This is a genomic window from Pedobacter sp. (assembly GCF_035317785.1).
Taxonomy (GTDB): domain Bacteria; phylum Bacteroidota; class Bacteroidia; order Sphingobacteriales; family Sphingobacteriaceae; genus Pedobacter.
Genome location: NZ_DATHGC010000211.1, coordinates 29,271 through 48,591, shown reverse-complemented (window position 1 = coordinate 48,591; position 19,321 = coordinate 29,271). Strand labels below are relative to the sequence as shown.

Genomic DNA, 19,321 nt, shown 5'->3' with positions numbered 1-19,321 from the left:
CCAGTATAAACCCGGTCTTCACAGGTCTTCTGGCTTTTTGGTTTAAAGAAGCAGAACTAATTTCCCTGATCAGGGATTTGTCCAGATGCCAGTAGTCAGCCACCCTGCCCACCAGTTCGGCGATACTCATCATGTCTTTGCCAGAAATGTGATAAATGCCCTGTGCTTCCTTCTCCACGGCAAGCAGACAGGCATCGGCCAGATCTTCGGCCAGAGTCGGCATGCGCGACTGGTCATTTACTACATTGATCGGCTCCCCTTTTTCCAGCGCATTCTTGGCCCAAAGCACAATATTACTTCTGCTCATATCACTCACGATACCATATACCAATATCGTCCGGATAATAACCCAGTCGCTTGACGAAGCTTTAAGTTCGTCTTCTGCCTGTACTTTGGTTACACCGTAATAACTTAAGGGACTTGGGGCAGCCATTTCGTCGTAGGGACCATTGGCGCCGTCAAATATAAAATCGGTAGAGAGGTGGATCAATTGTATATGGTTTTGACTGCAAAAGGCTGCCAGTGTTTTGACTGCCTCTACATTTAAGCGATATGCCAGCTCCGGCTGCGCCTCGCATGTGTCTACATTGGTCATGGCCGCGGTGTGAATGACCGCGTCCGGCTGGTAGTGGTGGAGTACGTTCCTGACATTCAGCGGATCCAGGATATCCATTTCCGCATAAGTATAACCCTCCGGTACCGGATAGCGGTTCGCACCTTTAGACGTGGCGATCAAATCAAATTGTCGTGTTTGCAGGATCCGCTCTGTGATCTTCTGGCCTAAAAGTCCATTGCTGCCTGTTACTAATATTCTCTTCATCGATTTACTTGATAAAATTCATAATTTCAAAAGTGCTAAATGGTTTTATAATAGCTTCAATGAATTATGTTAAAGACCCTTTTTCAGCAACCAAATTACCGAATAAAAAACTGTGGAAAAATTTTTTATTTATATATGCAATTCTTGTTTTAAAATTTTAACTTTGCAAACCGAATTGTGAGCTTATAAAAGCGCCTTTAACAAATTGATATTTATAATTTTACCCAAAACAATATATGCCTAACATTGGAAAAATAGCGCAGATTATAGGACCGGTAGTTGACGTGAGTTTTGCTGACGCTGCTCATTTACCTCAAATCTTCTCTGCCTTAGAGATCGAAAAAGAAAACGGACAGAAGATCATTTTAGAAGTTCAGCAACATCTTGGTGAAGACCGTGTACGTGCAATTGCAATGGACTCGACTGACGGTTTGGTTCGCGGAATGAATGCACTGGACACCGGCGCTCCTATTAAAATGCCAATAGGTGACCAAATTAAAGGTCGTTTGTTCAATGTTGTTGGTGAAGCTATTGATGGTATCAATGCGGTTGACAAAACCGGTGGCCGCCCTATTCACAATGCCCCTCCAAGATTTGATGAGCTGTCTACTGAAACTGAAGTACTCTTTACCGGTATTAAAGTGATTGACTTACTTGAGCCTTATGCAAAAGGTGGTAAGATCGGTTTGTTTGGTGGTGCAGGTGTTGGTAAGACTGTATTGATCATGGAATTGGTGAACAACATCGCTAAAGCCTATGCAGGTCTTTCTGTATTTGCCGGTGTAGGTGAGCGTACACGTGAAGGTAATGACCTTTTGCGCGAGTTTATCGAATCTGGTGTAATCAATTATGGTGAAGAGTTTCTTCATTCAATGGAAAAAGGCGGATGGGACCTGAAAACAGTTGATACTGAAAAATTAAAAGAATCAAAAGCAACACTGGTATTTGGTCAGATGAACGAGCCTCCTGGTGCACGTGCACGTGTGGCTTTATCAGGATTAACTGTTGCTGAATATTTCCGTGACGGCGATGGTCAGGGTGCAGGAAAAGATATCCTTTTCTTCGTTGACAACATCTTCCGTTTCACCCAGGCAGGTTCTGAGGTATCGGCACTATTGGGTCGTATGCCTTCAGCGGTAGGTTACCAGCCAACACTGGCTACTGAGATGGGTCTGATGCAGGAACGTATTACTTCAACTAAACGCGGTTCAATTACATCTGTACAAGCAGTGTATGTACCTGCGGATGATTTAACTGACCCTGCTCCGGCTACTACCTTTGCCCACTTAGACGCAACTACTGTATTGTCACGTAAAATTGCTGAGCTCGGTATTTACCCTGCTGTGGATCCTCTGGATTCTACTTCAAGGATTTTATCCCGTTCAATTTTGGGTGACGAGCATTATGATACTGCTCAGCGCGTAAAAGAAACTTTGCAGCGCTATAAAGAACTTCAGGATATCATCGCCATTTTAGGTATGGACGAGTTATCTGAGGAAGATAAGCTGATCGTATCACGTGCGCGCCGTGTGCAGCGTTTCTTGTCTCAGCCTTTCCACGTAGCAGAGCAATTTACAGGCTTAAAAGGTGTTTTGGTTGACATCAAAGACACCATCAAAGGATTTAACATGATCATGGATGGTGAGGTTGACGAATATCCTGAAGCAGCATTTAACCTTGTAGGAAGCATTGAAGAAGCCATTGAAAAAGGCAAAAAACTATTAGCTGAAGCAAATTAACAGGTATCAGGATTTGAGTATCAAGTATCAAGACTGGACACAGATCTAGTAAGGCTCTCTGTCTTGATACTTAATACTAGCTACTTAATACTAAAATATAACAATGACACTAGAAATATTAACCCCAGACAAGAAAGTTTTTGAAGGCGAAGTAACCGCTGTTACAGTGCCCGGCACTATGGGTTCTTTCCAGATTTTGAGAGACCACGCGCCCATTATCTCCACTTTGGAAGATGGCCCTGTAATTGTAAAAAGCAAAACCGGTGAGGATACTTTTAATATCAAAGGTGGTGTAGTAGAAGTTTTAAAAAACAAAATTATTGTGCTGGCCGAAGGGGTAGCTTAATATTTAATTTATACCATATTGAAAAGCCCTTTGAAAATCTCAAAGGGCTTTTTTTATGGTTGCGTTTTACAAGCCCCGGCCTCGCACGACAGGCCTGATAAAAACATGATTTTTATCAACTTTTGTTAAGACTTTGGGTATTTTAGGAAGAAAACGGTACAATTTATAATGCTTGCATAAAACCTATACTAAATACCGATTCCATATTTGGTATAGAGACGTCCACTTTAAGAAAGGTTAAATAGGAATATAAAGATATTTAATTTGCCATATAACTATAATATAAGAATTATATTTTTTTTCAATTATTTTCAATCACCTATTGATAGTTTAAACTTCAAACGGTAAATTGGATTCTATAAAGCAACGATAATAATTATTAACATGAGCAATTCAGTTAGCACCTTGTTTACAGTCATCACCAATGTGATTCTCCTGCTGATTATTCGGAAGGACATGGCGCTATAGTTGAATATTTAATACAAAATATACAAAGCGCCACCCAAAAGTGGCGCTTTTTTAATGAAACACTTAATATAAATTTAATACCCTATACACCCAAATAAAAATGCAGTACTTCAATTCAAATACCGTACTTTATTTAAATGGCAGGTTTGAAAAAGCCAGTGATACAACCACCAGTTTATACGGGCAGTCGCTGCATTACGGGTATGCGGTATTTGACGGTTTAAGGGCATACCATACGCACAACGGTACACGAATTTTCAAAGCCAGAGAGCATTTTGAAAGATTGAGGCGTTCTGCTGAACTGGTACATATCCCATTTAAATGGAACATTGACGAACTGATCAAGAAGACTTATAAATTACTGGAGTACAATAATTTAAAGAATGCATATATCCGACCGCTGATCTACTGCGCGCCCAATATGTCACTGATTGCGGCAAAGGATGTATCGATCATGATTTGTGCTTTTGAATGGGATGCCTATCTGGGCCATAAATTATTGAAAGTCATGGTATCCAGCTATGAGCGGCCAAGTCCCAAGTCAACACCCATAGAAGCTAAAGTAAGCGGTAATTATGTAAATTCCATACTGGCTACTACTGAGGCCAAAAGCAAAGGATTTGACGAGGCCTTACTTTTGGACAGCTACGGGAATGTTGCTGAGGCACCGGGCGCTAATATATTTATAGAGAAGAACGGCCGTTTATATACCCCTCCTCTTGGAAACATCCTGCCGGGGATAACCCGGGCGACCGTGATAGAATTGTGTCACGTACTTGATATTGAACTGATTGAAAAACACCTGACCATAAAGGATTTAAAACATGCCGACAGTGCATTTTTCTGTGGCACTGCTACAGAAATAGCCGGAATCGGATCTGTCGATGAGTATAAATTTCCGCTCAGGTGGCCGGACAGCGTGGGGGCAACGATACAACGCACCTACAAATCACTGGCATTAGAAAAACAAAACTACGAAGTAATCATATAACACACCTACAGACCTATATATGTCACAAACACCAGAAATCAACCGTTACAGTAAAACATTTACCCAAGATCCTACCCAGCCTGCCGCACAAGCTATGCTTTACGGGATTGGATTGACCAAAGAAGACATGGACAAAGCCCAGGTCGGGATTGCCAGCATGGGCTATGACGGAAACACCTGCAATATGCATTTGAACGATCTGGCACAGATCGTAAAAGAAGGTGTCTGGAAAAATGATATGGTCGGTTTGACTTTCGGTACTATTGGTGTGAGTGATGGTATGTCCAACGGAACTGATGGTATGCGCTATTCTTTGGTTTCCAGGGATGTCATTGCGGATTCAATCGAAACCATCTGTGGTGGCCAGTATTATGACGGCCTCATAACCATACCTGGCTGCGATAAAAATATGCCCGGCTCTATCATGGCAATGGGCAGGCTTAACCGTCCGGCCATCATGGTTTATGGTGGAAGTATCCACTCCGGTAAGTATAAAGGCGCATCATTAAATATTGTATCCGCGTTTGAAGCCTTAGGACAAAAACTGGCCGGCAACTTAGAAGAAGAAGATTTCCAGGGTGTAATCAGAAACGCATGTCCTGGAGCGGGTGCATGCGGTGGTATGTATACCGCGAATACCATGGCTTCGGCAATCGAGGCTTTGGGTATGAGTTTACCTTATAGTTCCTCCTACCCTGCAGTAAGCGAAGAGAAAAAGAAAGAGTGCATTGAGGCGGGCAAGTACATCCGCATCCTGCTCGAAAAGAACATCCTGCCTTCAGACATTATGACTGAGAAGGCGTTTCGCAATGCGATTGTCATTGTGATGGTATTGGGTGGGTCTACCAATGCGGTATTGCACCTGATTGCCATGGCTAAATCAGTAGGACTGAACCTGAAACTGGAGGATTTTCAAAACATCAGCGACAGTACCCCGGTATTGGGCGACTTAAAACCAAGCGGGACTTACCTGATGGAAGATTTGCACGGGATAGGTGGTGTTCCTGCGGTAATGAAGTATTTACTGAAAGTAGGGTTAATTGATGGCGACTGCCTGACGGTAACGGGGAAAACCATTGCTGAAAACGTTGCTGATGCTGCAGATCTTGACTTTGAGGCTCAGAAGATCATCTTCCCTGTAGAAAACCCGATCAAAGAAACCGGCCACTTACAAATGCTGTATGGTAATCTGGCAACAAAAGGTGCAGTTGCAAAGATCAGCGGTAAAGAGGGTGAGAAATTTACAGGCCCTGCGCGTGTTTTTGACGGAGAAAAATCTCTGATGGCAGGTATCCAGAGTGGCAGAGTGAAAAGCGGAGATGTAGTCGTGATCAGACAGGTTGGCCCTAAAGGCGCTCCGGGTATGCCGGAGATGCTGAAACCTACTTCATTGATTATTGGCGCAGGTTTAGGTAAATCTGTAGCCCTGATCACCGATGGTCGTTTTTCAGGTGGGACACATGGTTTCGTGGTCGGACACATTACTCCGGAGGCATGGGACGGCGGAAATATTGCTTTGGTACATGACGAAGACATCATTACAATAGATGCCGTCAACAACTCCATTGATGTTCATTTAACAGAAGAGCAACTGGCTACACGCCGTGCGGTCTGGAAACAGCTGCCTCCGCCCGTCAAAAGCGGGGTCCTTTATAAATACCTGAAACAGGTAAGTAATGCCAGCGAAGGCTGCGTTACCGATTCTTATACTCATTAACAATTGGAAACCCCTATAAAACACTATACAATGGATACAGTACAAGCAGAAGCAAATACTTTAACGGAACCTAAAAAGACTGTAACGGTTTCGGGATCTGTAGCTTTGTTGGAAGGATTAATAGCTGAGGGTACCGATACAATTTTCGGTTATCCGGGCGGTGCCATCATGCCGATCTATGATGCACTTTACGATTATAGCGATAAATTAAAACATATTTTAGTACGGCACGAACAGGGCGGCACTCATGCTGCACAGGGTTATGCACGTACATCAGGCAAGGTCGGTGTGGCATTTGCCACCAGTGGCCCGGGCGCAACCAACCTGGTAACAGGCCTGGCTGATGCCCAGATCGACAGTACACCTATGGTTTGCATAACCGGGCAGGTTTTTGCTCACTTGCTGGGAACTGATGCTTTCCAGGAAACCGATGTGATCAACATCACTACGCCAGTTACCAAATGGAACTATCAGATTACTGATGCCACTGAAATCCCAGGTGTACTGGCTAAGGCTTTTTACATTGCCCGCAGCGGCAGACCAGGACCTGTATTGATCGATATTACCAAGAATGCGCAGCTGCAAATGTTTGAATACGAAGGTTATGTTCCGTGTGAGCACATCCGCAGTTACCGTCCGAGACCGCTGGTAAGAAAAGAATATATAGAAGCGGCAGCGGCGATGATCAATTCTGCGAAGAAACCTTTCATTTTATTTGGCCAGGGAGTTTTGCTGGGCAGTGCAGAAGCAGAGTTTAAGGCGTTCGTAGAAAAAAGCGGGATTCCTGCTGCCTGGACCATACTGGGTGCCGGTGCAATTCCTACTGATCATCCGCTGAACGTAGGTATGTTGGGTATGCATGGCAATTATGGGCCTAATGTTCAAACCAACGCCTGTGACGTAATGATCGCCATAGGTATGCGTTTTGATGACCGGGTAACCGGCCGTCTGGATAAATATGCAAACAGGCAAAGGTCATCCATCTGGACATTGACCCTGCTGAGATCGATAAGAATGTAAAAGCAGATGTTCCGGTATGGGGTGATTGTAAAGAAACACTTCCTATGCTGACCGCACTGATCGAAGCAAAAACCCACGATGCCTGGGTGGCCGAGTTTAGAGCATACGACAAAACAGAATACGAAACCGTCATTCACGATGAGCTGAACCCTGTAAGTGGTGAAATGACTATGGGTGAGGTTGTTAATAAGCTGAATGACCTGACTAAAGGGGAAGCGGTGATTGTAACCGATGTAGGCCAGCACCAAATGGTGGCCTGCCGCTACGCACATTTCCAGCAGACCAGGAGCAACATCACCAGTGGTGGTCTGGGTACGATGGGATTTGGATTACCTGCCGCAATAGGCGCTAAGTTTGGCGCTCCGGACCGGACTGTAGTAGCCATTATTGGCGACGGTGGTTTCCAGATGACCTGCCAGGAATTGGGTACGATCATGCAAAGCGGCATTGACGTTAAGATCATGATCCTCAACAACAGGTTCCTTGGAATGGTACGTCAATGGCAGCAGCTGTTTCACGACAAGCGCTACTCTTTTGTAGACATCACCAGCCCTGATTTTGTCAAACTGGCGGATGCCTACAATATCGCAGGTAAAAAGGTATCCGAACGCGAAGACCTGGAAGCAGCACTTGCAGAGATGCTCAACCACAAAGGCTCCTATTTGCTGGAAGTGATGGTAGCCAAAGAGAACAACGTGTTCCCGATGGTCCCTCAGGGCAGCAGTGTTAGTGAAATCAGACTTAAATAATTAGCAGATCATGAGCAATTCAAACGATATAGAATTAAACAGCAAACAGGAGTTTACGATCACTGTATATACGGAGAACCGTATAGGCATCCTGAACCGTATAGCCATTATCTTTTCCAGAAGAAAGATCAATATAGAAAGCCTGAATACATCACCATCTGAGATTGAGCACATTCACCGCTTCAATATCCTGATCCATGAAACTGAAGAGGTAGTGCGCAAGCTTGCCCGTCAGATTGAAAAACAGGTGGAGGTATTGAAGGTATATTACAATACCAACGAAGACATCATCTGGCAGGAAATGGCCTTGTATAAAGTACCGACAGACACCATTGCCGAACTGGTTTCAGTAGAACGTCTGCTCCGTGAAAATGGTGCGAGAGCGGTAGTGATCCGTAAGGATTATACTGTATTTGAAACCACTGGACACAGAGAAGAAACGGACAAGCTGATCGAAGTACTGCAACCTTATGGACTGATCGAATTTGTCAGGAGTGCAAGGGTAGCGATCATTAAAGACAGTGATGGTTTTAACCGCAAGCTGAGGGAATTTGAACGCAGAGAACCTGGTGAAGATGTTGTTGAAAATGAATATCTGGACAAGGCGAAGAATGTTTTTAGTATGTAACACAAACCTTCATCGATATAAACAAAAGAAATAAATAATAAATTAAAACGAACCTTAATCAAAAAACAATAAAAAAATGTCAAATTATTTTAACACACTGCCTCTTAGAGAAAAATTAAACCAATTGGGTGTTTGCGATTTCATGGACAGTTCAGAATTCGTGGATGGCGTAAATGCGCTGAAAGGAAAAAAACTGGTAATCGTTGGTTGTGGCGCACAAGGCCTTAACCAGGGTTTAAACTTGAGAGATAGTGGTTTAAATGTTTCTTATACTTTGCGCAAAGAAGCCATTGAAGGCAAAAGGGATTCCTGGAAAAATGCTACAGAAAACAATTTTACTGTAGGTACTTACGAAGAATTGATTCCTTCTGCAGATGTAGTGATCAACCTCACTCCGGACAAACAACACACTGCGGTAGTGAATGCCATCATGCCGTTGATGAAACAAGGCGCTACTTTGTTGTACTCACACGGGTTTAACATCGTAGAGGAAGGCATGCAGATCCGTAAAGACATTACAGTGATCATGGTGGCTCCAAAATGTCCGGGCAGTGAAGTAAGAGCAGAATATGTAAGAGGTTTTGGTGTACCTACCTTAATTGCGGTGCACCCTGAAAACGATCCGGAAGGAAAAGGCTTGTTACAGGCTAAAGCTTATTGCGTTGGGACGGGTGGTCACAGAGCGGGTGTATTGAAATCTTCTTTTGTAGCTGAGGTAAAATCTGACTTAATGGGCGAGCAGACGATCCTTTGTGGTTTGCTGCAGACTGGTTCTATTCTTTCCTTCGACAAAATGATTGAAAAAGGAATCGACGCAGGTTATGCTTCTAAACTGGTTCAATATGGTGTAGAGGTGATCACTGAAGCGTTAAAGCAAGGTGGGATCACTGCCATGATGGACAGGCTGAGCAATGTGGCCAAGATCAAAGCATTTGAAGTTTCTGAGGAATTGAAAACTATCATGCGTCCGTTGTTCCAGAAACATCAGGACGACATCATGAGTGGTGAATTTAGCCGGATCATGATGGAAGACTGGGCCAATGGTGATAAAAACCTGCTGGCATGGCGCGCAGAAACAGGTGAAACTGCTTTTGAAAAAACTCCGGCTGGTGATGTAAAGATCGGCGAACAGGAATATTTTGACAACTATACACTAATGGTCGCTTTTGTAAGGGCTGGTGTGGAGCTTGCTTTTGAAACTATGGTTCAGGCTGGTATCAAACCAGAGTCTGCTTACTACGAATCATTGCACGAAACACCACTTATTGCAAATACCATTGCCCGTAAAAAATTGTTTGAAATGAACCGTGTGATCTCTGATACGGCTGAATATGGCTGTTATTTGTTTGACCAGGCTTGTAAACCTTTATTGGCTGATTTCATGAAAAAAGTTGATACTAACCTTGTTGGTAAAAACTTTAATGATGGCAAGGATGGCGCTGTAGACAACCGCGCATTGATCGAAGTGAACGAGGCGATCCGTACTCACGAGGTAGAGCAGATCGGTTCAGTATTGAGAAAAGCGATGACTGCAATGAAAGCCATCAAAACTGCATAAAAAATGTCAGAGCCCGTCGTCCATATCACCAACCTTAACCTTTGGTACCGCCAGAAAGCCGTGCTGCAGGACCTCAACTGGATTATAAATCCGGGGGAAAACTGGTTGGTAGGCGGACAAAGCGGAACTGGTAAAACTTCACTGGCCAAAGCCATAGCGGGTTTAAACCCTGTAAATGGTCAGGTTGAAGTTAATTTTGATACCACATCAACACTGGTACCTGTTGTGCACTACGTGGCCAACTGGTACCAGTTTAAAGACCTTGAAGGTCAGTCTAATTTTTATTATCAGCAGCGCTATAATAAACAGGCTACAGAAGTGACGGCAACGGTAAGGGCCGAACTGATGAGTTACGCTGCGAAACAGCAGCTCGGCTGGAGCAGTGTAGAGCCCATATTGACTGCCCTTGGCTATGCTGAACTCCTGGACTCAACCCTGATCCAGCTGTCCAGCGGAGAACACAAGAAACTGCAACTGGTCAAAGCCTTATGGCTAAGGCCTCAATTGCTGATCCTGGACCAACCTTATAATGGACTTGACAAACGTTCGAGACAAAACCTGAATACTTTATTGGACCAGCTTGCAGAAAGCGGTACGCAACTGATCCTGATCAGCAATGATCTGGAGCTGCCCTCCTGTATTGACCGCTTCGCGGAAATCAGGGCCGGCAAACTGGTGGAGATTTCTGCTGCTGAGCGTGATGCAGATCTGCTGGAAGAGGAAATCCTAAAACCTGTCCCCTACTTTCTAAGCCAAAGCCCCGCTCCTACTTTTCCAGGCAGCGTGATCAATATGACAAATGTAAACATCAGCTATGGCGACAAGCAGGTATTGAAAAACATCAACTGGCATGTGGAACCCGGTGAAAAATGGTTGCTGCAGGGCCCTAATGGTTCAGGCAAGTCGACTTTATTGAGTTTGATATGCGGTGACCACCCTCAGGCTTATGCCAACAATTTTTATTTGTTTGGCCATAAAAGAGGAAGCGGTGAAAGTATCTGGGACATTAAGAAACGAATTGGCCTGATCTCGCCTGAGCTGCATTGGTATTTTGATCCCTCAGCTACGGTTTGGCAAAGTATTGCCTCAGGATTTTATGACAGCTCCGGTTTGTTTTGCGAACCGGGTTCTACCAAACACGGACAGGTAAATGAACTGGTAGACTATTTTGGGCTCAGCGAATACAAAAATGTGCTGATGACGGAGCTTCCGCTGGGCAAACAGCGTCTGGCCCTGCTGGGGCGTACGATCATCAAAAATCCGGAACTGCTGATTCTGGATGAACCCTGTCAGGGTCTGGACCAGCAGCAAACGGCACACTTTAACAAACTGGTAGATCGGCTTTGCAAGAATGGCACTACGCTGATTTACGTAGGACATTTTGAATCCCAATTGCCGGCTTGTATAGAAAAAAGAATTTTATTAGAAAACGGAGCGGTAGAATCCGTTGAAAACATATTGGAATATATTAACTAAACACTAAGAATTATGTTACACGATCCGAATAGAGTTTATGTGTTTGACACCACCTTGCGTGATGGTGAACAAGTGCCGGGTTGCCAATTGACAACCCCAGAAAAAATTGAAATTGCCAGGGAATTGGAAGCTCTCGGCGTGGATATTATTGAAGCAGGCTTTCCTATTTCGAGTCCAGGTGATTTCCAAAGTGTGGTAGAGCTTTCCAAAGCGGTATCGGAACCCATCATATGCGCGCTTACCCGTGCAAATAAAGGTGATATTGATTCCGCAGTCGCAGCATTGAAATATGCCAAACGCCCGCGGATCCATACCGGGATCGGTTCATCTGATATGCACATTAAACACAAATTTAACAGTACCAGAGAAGACATTCTGGCCCGTGCCGTTGAAGCGGTCAGATACGCCAAACAATTTGTAGAGGATATTGAATTCTATGCAGAGGATGCCGGCCGTGCTGATGTACACTTTCTTGCCCAAATGGTAGAGGCGGTGATCGCAGCCGGTGCAACAGTTGTAAATATACCTGACACCAATGGTTATTGCCTGCCGGACCAGTACGGCAGTAAGATCAAATTTTTAAAGGAAAATGTAAAAAATATTGATCAGGCCATTATTTCTGTGCATTGTCACAATGATTTGGGCCTTGCTACTGCAAACTCCATTGCCGGTCTGCAAAATGGCGCACGCCAGATTGAAGGTACCATTAACGGCATTGGCGAACGCGCAGGCAATACTTCTGTGGAAGAAGTCGTCATGATCCTGAAAACGCACCAGATATTGGGCTTGCATACCAATATCAATACAAAGAATTTTTACGAGATCAGCCGCATGGTAAGTTCGCAGATGCGCATGCCGGTACAGGCCAATAAGGCGATAGTTGGCAGCAATGCTTTTGCGCACAGTTCAGGTATCCATCAGGATGGCTTTTTGAAAAACCGCGAGAATTACGAAATTATACGGCCTGAAGATGTCGGCTTTCCGGATGCTAGTATTGTGCTCACTGCACGCAGCGGCAGGCATGCGTTAAAATTCCATTTGGAACGCCTGGGCTTTAACCTGAGCAAAGAGGAATTGGGTGAGGTATACCACCGCTTCCTGACTGTTGCCGATAGTAAATTAGATATTAATGACCAAGATCTTTTGTTGATGATGGGCAAGCAGCAATTGGCTTAACCCCCCTCAGCAGGAAAATTATAAAAATAAAAGAAATGAGCAAGACATTATTTGATAAGGTGTGGGACACTCACGTGGTACGTAAGATTGAAGGTGGCCCTGATGTGCTTTTTATTGACCGCCATCTTATTCACGAAGTGACCAGTCCGGTTGCCTTTTTAGGCTTAAAAAGCAGGGGCATTACAGTTTTATATCCAGAGCGTACATTTGCTACCGCAGATCACAATACGCCAACCATTAACCAGCACCTGCCGGTCGCAGATCCGCTTTCTGCCAATCAGTTAAAGGCATTGGAATCGAACTCTAATGAGTATGGCATCAGCCACTGGGGCCTCGGTCACCAAAAAAATGGTATCGTCCATGTGGTAGGGCCGGAATATGGCATTACCCAACCAGGTGCTACCATTGTTTGCGGTGATTCACATACTTCTACTCATGGTGCCTTTGGGGCCATCGCTTTTGGTATTGGCACTTCTGAGGTGGAAATGGTACTTTCTACGCAATGCATCATGCAGCCTAAGCCTAAAAAAATGCGCATTAACGTGAACGGCAAGCTGGGTATAGGTGTGACGCCAAAAGATGTGGCGTTGTTCATCATTTCGCAGCTTTCTACTTCAGGAGCTACCGGATATTTCGTGGAATACGCCGGTGATGTTTTTGAGAACATGAGCATGGAAGGCCGTATGACGGTTTGTAATTTAAGTATTGAAATGGGTGCCCGCGGCGGGATGATCGCTCCGGATGAAACCACCATCAATTATGTAAAAGGACGTGAATTTAGTCCTAAAGGTGAAGCATGGGATAAAGCACTGGCTTACTACAGAACATTGAAGACCGATCCTGATGCTGTTTTTGATAAAGAACTGACTTTTGACGGTTCTTCTATTGAACCAATGATCACTTATGGCACAAATCCGGGAATGGGAATGGGAATTTCTCATGATATCCCTGATGCCGCTCATGTAGAAGGTGGCGCTGCAACCTATGCCAAATCATTAGGTTATATGGGTTTCTCTGAAGGCGACTCCATGATCGGCAAGAAAGTAGATTTTGTATTTGTTGGCAGCTGTACCAACGGCAGGATCGAAGATTTCAGAGCGTTTACTTCGATTGTAAAAGGAAGGCACAAGGCGGACGATGTTACGGTTTGGCTGGTTCCGGGTTCTCATATCGTGGAGGCACAGATTAAAGAAGAAGGATTACTGGACATTTTAACAGAAGCCGGCTTTACTTTGCGTCAGCCTGGCTGCTCGGCCTGTTTAGCGATGAACGACGATAAGATACCTGCCGGAAAATATGCAGTAAGTACTTCCAACAGGAATTTTGAAGGAAGACAGGGTCCCGGATCAAGAACCATGCTGGCGAGTCCGCTGGTTGCTGCTGCTGCTGCTGTTACGGGTGTGGTTACAGACCCAAGAACGTTAATTGAAGAACTTGTCTAACACAAATAAAAGATTAAAATGGCCTACGATAAATTTAATATATTAAAAAGCACAGCAGTTCCGCTTCCAATCGAAAACGTGGATACGGATCAGCTGATCCCTGCCCGCTTTTTAAAAGCTACAGAACGCGTTGGATTTGGTGACAACCTTTTTCGCGACTGGAGATACAATACTGACAACACACCTAAAAAAGATTTTGTACTTAATAATCCTGTCTACACAGGTAAAATCCTGGTTGGCGGCAAGAACTTTGGCTCCGGATCATCAAGAGAACATGCCGCATGGGCAGTGTATGATTATGGGTTCAGGTGTGTGGTATCCAGCTTTTTTGCGGATATTTTCAGAAACAACTGTCTGAACATTGGTGTATTGCCGGTGCAGATTAGTCCTGAATTTTCTGAGAAGATTTTTTCCGCAATTTTTGCTGATCCTAATACAGAACTGGAAGTCAGCCTAGAGGCGCAAACCATTACCCTTTTGGCAACTGGTGAAAAAGAATTATTTGAAATCAGCCCATATAAAAAAGACAATATGCTGAACGGCTTTGATGACATCGATTACCTGCAAAGCATCAAGCCAGAAATTGAGGAGTTTGCAAAGCAACTTCCTTTATAATATTATTGCCTATACACAGTCGCTGTCATCCGGGGGGACCGGGATCTCTTGGTTAAACTAATTTGCTTCGCAGCTACTGCTTGGTCAAGAGAACCTCTCCTATCGTCGGGATGATGGCGCAAAAAATTCAAATCCTGTACATGGAAAGAAGGAAAATAGAAATAATGGATACCACACTCCGCGATGGGGAACAAACATCGGGCGTGTCGTTTTCCATTTCAGAAAAGTTGACAATAACCCAGTTACTATTGGAAGAACTCCTTGTAGACAGGATTGAAATTGCTTCAGCACGTGTGTCTGACGGAGAATTTCAGTCGGTAAAAGCGGTTTTAAGCTGGGCGGAAGCAAATGGATATGCAGATCGCATTGAAGTATTGTCTTTTGTAGACAATGGTGTTTCCATTGACTGGATGCTGAATGCAGGAGTAAAAGTTCAGAATCTGCTGACCAAAGGATCACTAAATCATCTGACTCATCAGCTTAAGAAAACACCGGAGCAGCATTTTTCGGAAATTAAGCATGTCATTGAACTGGCAGCCAGCAATAATATTGCTACCAATGTTTATTTAGAGGACTGGAGCAATGGCATGCGCAACTCGCCTGAATATGTTTTTCAATTTCTGGATTTTCTGTCTGTACAGAAAATAAAAAGAATATTACTGCCCGATACACTTGGGATTTTGACACCCGGGGAAACCTCCAGGTTCATTACTGCCCTGATTTCAAGATATCCGCATATACATTTTGATTTCCACGCTCATAATGACTATGACCTGGGAACAGCAAACGTTCTGGAAGCCGTTAAGGCTGGGATAAACGGTTTACATTTAACGGTAAACGGCATGGGTGAAAGGGCGGGAAATGCCGCAATGGCCAGTGCTGTTGCGGTAATTAAGGATTTTGTACCTGAAGTAGAGATCCAGATCAAGGAATCTTCGATTTATAAAGTGAGCAAATTGGTTGAGACATTTTCAGGGGTTAGAATTCCTTCAAATAAACCCATTGTTGGCGAAAATGTATTTACCCAGACTGCCGGTATCCATGCTGACGGGGACAACAAGAACAATCTCTATTTTAATGACCTCCTCCCTGAGCGCTTTGGAAGAAAACGGCAATATGCACTGGGAAAAACATCAGGTAAGGCCAATATTGAAAAGAACCTGCAAGAATTGGGTTTAAAACTAAATGACGCAGACCTAAAAAAAGTCACCCAGCGCGTGATTGAACTGGGTGATAAAAAAGAAACGGTAACAAAAGAAGACCTGCCTTATATCATTTCTGATGTGCTGGACAGCAGTCTTTACGAAGAAAAGGTAATTGTGGAGTCTTATGTACTGATGAATGCCATGGGCCTTCGTCCTTCAGCAACCATCTCCGTTGTGATCGATGGAGAAAAATTTGAAGAGAATGCACAGGGTGACGGTCAGTTTGATGCTTTTATGAATGCGCTTACCAGTGTCTACGACAAGAAAAAACGAAGTTTGCCAAAATTGATCGACTATGCAGTGAGGATAGCCCCGGGCAGTAATTCCGATGCTTTATGTGAGACCATTATTACATGGGAAACTGAGCAGAGGGTATTTATCACCAGAGGGCTGGATTCAGACCAGACGGTCTGCGCAATTAAGGCTACCCAGAAAATGTTAAACATCATTTAAGGCCACCGACAAAACAGCAACAACAAATTGTATAATTAAAACAAACATTAAAATACAACCAAAAATATATGAAACTTAACATTGCGCTTTTAGCAGGAGACGGAATCGGGCCAGAGGTTATTGACCAGGCTGTAAAGGTATCGGACGCTATAGCAAAGAAATTTAATCACGAAATTGTCTGGACATCCGCATTAACAGGCGCTGCTGCAATAGATGCAGTTGGTGAGCCTTATCCGGATTCAACACACGACATCTGTATGGCTGCTGATGCAGTGCTGTTTGGTGCGATTGGACATCCCCGTTTTGATAACGACCCAAAAGCTGCAGTTCGTCCGGAACAAGGTCTGCTGAAAATGCGTAAAAAATTGGGCTTGTTTGCAAATGTACGCCCGACATTTACTTTTCCTTCTCTGATTGACAATTCACCATTAAAAAGAGAACGCATAGAAGGTACCGACCTGATCATTTTGCGTGAGCTGACCGGTGGTATCTATTTTGGCGAAAGAGGCAGAAAAGACGATGGCAATACAGCTTTTGATACTTGTACTTACACCAGAGCAGAAGTTCAGCGTCTGGCCAAATTAGGTTTTGAGATGGCAATGACCCGCAGTAAAAAACTGTGCTGTGTGGATAAAGCAAATGTGCTGGAAACTTCACGCTTATGGAGAGAAACCGTACAGGACATGGAAAAAGACTACCCTGAAGTAACAGTTAGTTACGAGTTTGTGGATGCGGTTGCCATGCGCCTGGTGCAATGGCCAAGTACTTATGATGTGCTGATCACTGAAAACCTTTTTGGCGATATCCTGACTGATGAGGCTTCTGTAATTTCCGGTTCAATGGGACTGATGCCTTCTTCGTCGATCGGTATCCATACCTCTTTATTTGAGCCTATCCATGGTTCGTATCCACAGGCTGCAGGAAAAGACATCGCCAATCCTCTTGCAACCGTATTGTCTGCAGCCATGATGTTTGAAGATGCTTTCGGATTAAAAGAAGAAGCAGAGCTGATCAGATCAGTTGTCAACAAATCGCTGGCAGAAGGAATCGTAACCGAAGACCTGTCTGGAAAGAACAAAGCCTACAAGACAAGTGAAGTAGGCGATTGGCTGGCAAAAAACATCTAATGGAACTGGATTCCAAAGCGGCATCATTAAGATTAGCGGAGGTGGTCAGACACACTCCGCTAATTTACAATTCAAAACTATCTGAAAAATACCAGGCTGAGATTTACCTTAAACGGGAAGACCTGCAAGTGGTGCGTTCTTATAAATTGCGCGGCGCCTACAACATGATCAGCCAGCTGAGCGCGGAAGAATTGAGCAGGGGGATTGTCTGTGCAAGCGCTGGCAACCATGCCCAGGGCGTTGCTTTTTCCTGTGATAAGCTGGGTACAAAAGGAGTCATATTTATGCCTGAAATAACGCCAAGGCAAAAAGTAAAACAAACAGAGATGTTTGGCAATAATAGTGTGGAACTGGTATTGACAGGCGATACTTTTGACGACTGCCTGATGGAAGCCCTGGCTTACACAGCGGCAAATAACATGACCTTTATCCCGCCTTTTGACAATTACAGCATCATCGAGGGACAGGGTACCGTTGGCGTGGAGATCCTGGAAGATCTGCCTGATGTTGACGTGGTCATTATGCCCGTTGGCGGTGGCGGCCTTGCGGCGGGGGTGGGAAGCTATCTGAAAAACAAAAAACCAGGTATATTGCTTGCGGGTGTCGAGCCGGAAGGTGCACCTTCTATGATGAAAGCTTTTGAACATGGCGGCCCGGTCACCTTACCGGAAATCAACCGATTTGTAGATGGTGCTTCAGTAAAGCGTGTGGGTGAACTTACCTATGACCTTTGCACCCAGGTATTGGACGATATCCTGCTGGTTGCTGAAGGAAAGATCTGTACCACGATATTAAAACTGTATAACGAAGATGCTATTGTTGTCGAGCCCGCAGGGGCTTTATCTGTAGCTGCACTTGATGCTTATAAAGATAAAATAAAAGGCAAAAAAGTAGTTTGCGTCATCAGCGGCGGAAACAATGATATAGAGCGCATGCAGGAGATCAAGGAAAAATCTCTGCTGTATGAAGGCCTGAAGCATTATTTCATTGTACGTTTCCCGCAAAGACCCGGCGCATTAAAATTATTTGTGAACAATGTCCTTGGCCCTCATGATGACATCACCAGATTTGAGTTTATCAAGAAAACCAATAAAGAAAACGGACCCGCCCTGGTGGGCATAGAACTCGCGAATCGTGAAGATTATGAGGCGCTGGTGCAACGAATGCAGGAATTTAAGTTCGAAATTATTGAGCTAAATAATGACCAGACATTGTTTGAATATTTGGTTTAAACTTTTTTCAGCCAATATTGTTTTGTAATGTATACTCGTAATGCTTGCATAACATTTTAATTACAGAATGGTGAAATGGTGGGATGTCAATTTTAATGGCAGCAGATTTGCTTTAACCATACAAAACACACAAATCATGAAAAAATTACTCTTAATCCTACTCTGTACCACCACGCTGGGCCTGGTGTCGTGCAAAAAAGACACCATCGTTCAGGAGACGCCGAACAGGACGATTATATTTAACATTGAGCCCAGTGAGTGGATACTTTCAACCGATGGAGGTACTTATACAGCTACAATTGATGTCAATGAAATAGATCAGCTAAATGTCGATATTGAAGGTATCTTAGTTTATCTTGATCATCCCGCAGAGGTCAATAGTTATATCCAGCTACCTTATGTTTATGAAAGTAATGCCTATAGCTATGAACATTTTAACGGAGGAATAAGAATTGATATTCAAAGATCCGCTTTTGCTACAGAAGATCCTGCAAAACCAACAGTTCGGATCAGGCTTAAGGTTGTTCTTATTCCGTCACAGGACGTTACCTAATACCAG

At 44.0% G+C, this 19,321-nt stretch carries 15 protein-coding genes and 1 pseudogene; 15 read left to right on the top strand and 1 reads right to left on the bottom strand.

Annotated elements, in window-relative coordinates; all coding sequences use genetic code 11:
* Nucleotides 1-820: SDR family oxidoreductase (locus VK541_RS12810; RefSeq protein ID WP_324370665.1), on the bottom strand; the 820-nt coding region annotated here is incomplete at its 3' end.
* Nucleotides 821-1,056: 236 nt separating this feature from the next.
* On the opposite strand from VK541_RS12810, the gene atpD reads away from it, so the two are divergent.
* The 15 genes and pseudogenes from atpD to VK541_RS12735 all read left to right on the top strand — a co-directional run bounded on the left by atpD (nt 1,057) and on the right by VK541_RS12735 (nt 19,315).
* Entirely contained in the window at nt 1,057-2,559 is a 1,503-nt protein-coding gene (atpD, locus tag VK541_RS12805; protein ID WP_324370664.1) for a F0F1 ATP synthase subunit beta, read from the top strand.
* Nucleotides 2,560-2,662: 103 nt separating this feature from the next.
* Complete coding sequence (gene atpC, locus VK541_RS12800; RefSeq protein WP_324370662.1) at nt 2,663-2,905, top strand: ATP synthase F1 subunit epsilon; 243 nt, start codon at nt 2,663-2,665, stop codon at nt 2,903-2,905.
* Nucleotides 2,906-3,473: 568 nt separating this feature from the next.
* The gene (locus tag VK541_RS12795) at nt 3,474-4,364 is read left to right on the top strand and encodes a branched-chain amino acid transaminase (RefSeq protein WP_324370660.1); all 891 of its coding nucleotides are present in this window, start codon (nt 3,474-3,476) and stop codon (nt 4,362-4,364) included.
* Between the two features lie 19 nt (nt 4,365-4,383).
* Entirely contained in the window at nt 4,384-6,081 is a 1,698-nt protein-coding gene (gene ilvD, locus VK541_RS12790; RefSeq protein ID WP_324370658.1) for a dihydroxy-acid dehydratase, read from the top strand.
* Between the two features lie 30 nt (nt 6,082-6,111).
* A pseudogene (gene ilvB / locus VK541_RS12785) lies at nt 6,112-7,850 on the top strand (biosynthetic-type acetolactate synthase large subunit).
* Nucleotides 7,851-7,860: 10 nt separating this feature from the next.
* Entirely contained in the window at nt 7,861-8,478 is a 618-nt protein-coding gene (gene ilvN, locus VK541_RS12780) for an acetolactate synthase small subunit (RefSeq protein ID WP_324370656.1), read from the top strand.
* Nucleotides 8,479-8,554: 76 nt separating this feature from the next.
* Complete coding sequence (gene ilvC, locus VK541_RS12775) at nt 8,555-10,036, top strand: ketol-acid reductoisomerase (protein ID WP_324370654.1); 1,482 nt, start codon at nt 8,555-8,557, stop codon at nt 10,034-10,036.
* Nucleotides 10,037-10,039: 3 nt separating this feature from the next.
* On the top strand, nt 10,040-11,512 hold the full coding sequence (locus VK541_RS12770) for an ATP-binding cassette domain-containing protein (protein WP_324370652.1): 1,473 nt from the start codon (nt 10,040-10,042) through the stop codon (nt 11,510-11,512).
* A 12-nt stretch (nt 11,513-11,524) separates the two neighbouring features.
* Nucleotides 11,525-12,688, top strand: a complete 1,164-nt coding sequence (locus VK541_RS12765; protein WP_324370650.1) for a 2-isopropylmalate synthase — start codon at nt 11,525-11,527, stop codon at nt 12,686-12,688.
* A 35-nt stretch (nt 12,689-12,723) separates the two neighbouring features.
* Entirely contained in the window at nt 12,724-14,130 is a 1,407-nt protein-coding gene (gene leuC, locus VK541_RS12760; RefSeq protein ID WP_324370648.1) for a 3-isopropylmalate dehydratase large subunit, read from the top strand.
* 18 nt (nt 14,131-14,148) lie between these two features.
* Nucleotides 14,149-14,745: a 3-isopropylmalate dehydratase small subunit gene (gene leuD, locus VK541_RS12755; RefSeq protein ID WP_324370645.1), complete on the top strand. Its 597-nt coding sequence runs from the start codon at nt 14,149-14,151 to the stop codon at nt 14,743-14,745.
* A 140-nt stretch (nt 14,746-14,885) separates the two neighbouring features.
* Nucleotides 14,886-16,403 (top strand): alpha-isopropylmalate synthase regulatory domain-containing protein, encoded by a 1,518-nt coding sequence (locus tag VK541_RS12750; RefSeq protein WP_324370644.1) that lies wholly within the window; start codon nt 14,886-14,888, stop codon nt 16,401-16,403.
* A 68-nt stretch (nt 16,404-16,471) separates the two neighbouring features.
* On the top strand, nt 16,472-17,530 hold the full coding sequence (gene leuB / locus VK541_RS12745; RefSeq protein WP_324370642.1) for a 3-isopropylmalate dehydrogenase: 1,059 nt from the start codon (nt 16,472-16,474) through the stop codon (nt 17,528-17,530).
* Nucleotides 17,530-18,762 (top strand): threonine ammonia-lyase IlvA, encoded by a 1,233-nt coding sequence (ilvA, locus tag VK541_RS12740; protein ID WP_324370640.1) that lies wholly within the window; start codon nt 17,530-17,532, stop codon nt 18,760-18,762. Before leuB ends, ilvA begins: the two co-directional genes overlap by 1 nt.
* A 136-nt stretch (nt 18,763-18,898) precedes the next feature.
* Nucleotides 18,899-19,315: a hypothetical protein gene (locus VK541_RS12735; protein WP_324370638.1), complete on the top strand. Its 417-nt coding sequence runs from the start codon at nt 18,899-18,901 to the stop codon at nt 19,313-19,315.
* Nucleotides 19,316-19,321: the final 6 nt, after the last annotated feature.